Consider the following 1,436-nt stretch of genomic DNA (forward strand, 5'->3'; position numbering starts at 1 on the left):
CCGCGGGTTCCCGCGGCCCGGGGGGTACGCCGCGTCAGTAGCGGTAATGCTCGGGCTTGAAGGGTCCTTCCGGGGTCACGCCGATATAGGCGGCCTGTTCGGGCGAGAGCGGGGTCAGCCGCGCGCCGATCTTGTCGAGATGCAGCCGCGCCACCTTCTCGTCGAGATGCTTCGGCAGCACGTAGACTTCGCTCTTGTACTCGTCGGCCTTGGTCCAGAGCTCGATCTGCGCCAGCACCTGGTTGGTGAAGGACGCCGACATCACGAAGGACGGATGCCCCGTCGCGTTGCCGAGGTTCAGAAGGCGACCTTCGGAGAGCAGGATGATGCGAGATCCCGAGGGCATCTCGATCATGTCCACCTGCTCCTTGATGTTGGTCCACTTGTGGTTCTTCAGCGCCGCGACCTGGATCTCGTTGTCGAAATGGCCGATATTGCCGACGATCGCCATGTCCTTCATCTCGCGCATGTGGTCGATGCGGATGACGTCCTTGTTGCCGGTCGTCGTGATGAAGATGTCGGCCGAGCCGACCACGTCCTCGAGCAGCACCACCTCGAAGCCGTCCATCGCCGCCTGCAGCGCGCAGATCGGGTCGCTCTCGGTGACCTTCACCCGCGCGCCGGCGCCGGCGAGCGAGGCGGCCGAGCCCTTGCCGACATCGCCGTAGCCGCAGACCACCGCGACCTTGCCGGCCATCATCACGTCGGTGGCGCGGCGGATGCCGTCGACGAGGCTCTCGCGGCAGCCGTACTTGTTGTCGAATTTCGACTTGGTGACGCTGTCGTTCACGTTGATCGCCGGGAAGGGCAGGCGCCCCTCGCGCATCAGCCCGTAGAGCCGGTTGACGCCGGTGGTGGTCTCTTCCGAGACGCCGCGGATCGCGTCGCGCTGCCTGGCGAAGAAGCCGGGCGAGGCCTCGAGCCGCTTGCGGATCTGCTTGAAGAGCGCCTCTTCCTCCTCGGAGGAGGGATCGGCGATGAGGTCCGTCTCGCCCGCCTCGACCCGCGCGCCGAGCAGGATGTACATCGTGGCGTCCCCGCCGTCGTCGAGGATCAGAGACGCACCGCCCTGGCCCTCGCCGTCGAAATGGAAGATGCGGTCGCAGTAATCCCAGTATTCCTCGAGCGTCTCGCCCTTGATGGCGAAGACCGGCGTGCCGCCCTCGGCGATCGCGGCGGCGGCATGATCCTGCGTCGAGAAGATGTTGCACGACGCCCAGCGGACCTCGGCGCCGAGCGCGGCCAGCGTCTCGATCAGCACGGCGGTCTGGATCGTCATGTGCAGGCTGCCGGCGATCTTCGCGCCGGAAAGAGGTTTGGCGGCCCCGTATTCCTCCCGCAGCGCCATGAGACCCGGCATCTCGGTCTCCGCGATGTCCAGCTCCTTGCGCCCGTAACCCGCAAGCGCGATGTCCTTGACGATGTAGTCGGCGGCC

General features: G+C 66.4%; 1 protein-coding gene. It reads right to left on the bottom strand.

The features are described from left to right. Positions 1–34 precede the first annotated feature (34 nt). The gene (gene ahcY, locus OCH239_RS21340) at positions 35–1,423 is read right to left on the bottom strand and encodes an adenosylhomocysteinase (RefSeq protein ID WP_037267508.1); all 1,389 of its coding nucleotides are present in this window, start codon (positions 1,421–1,423) and stop codon (positions 35–37) included. Between the last annotated feature and the right edge of the window lie 13 nt (positions 1,424–1,436).

The sequence above is a fragment of the Roseivivax halodurans JCM 10272 genome (assembly GCF_000521785.1).
Lineage (GTDB): Bacteria > Pseudomonadota > Alphaproteobacteria > Rhodobacterales > Rhodobacteraceae > Roseivivax > Roseivivax halodurans.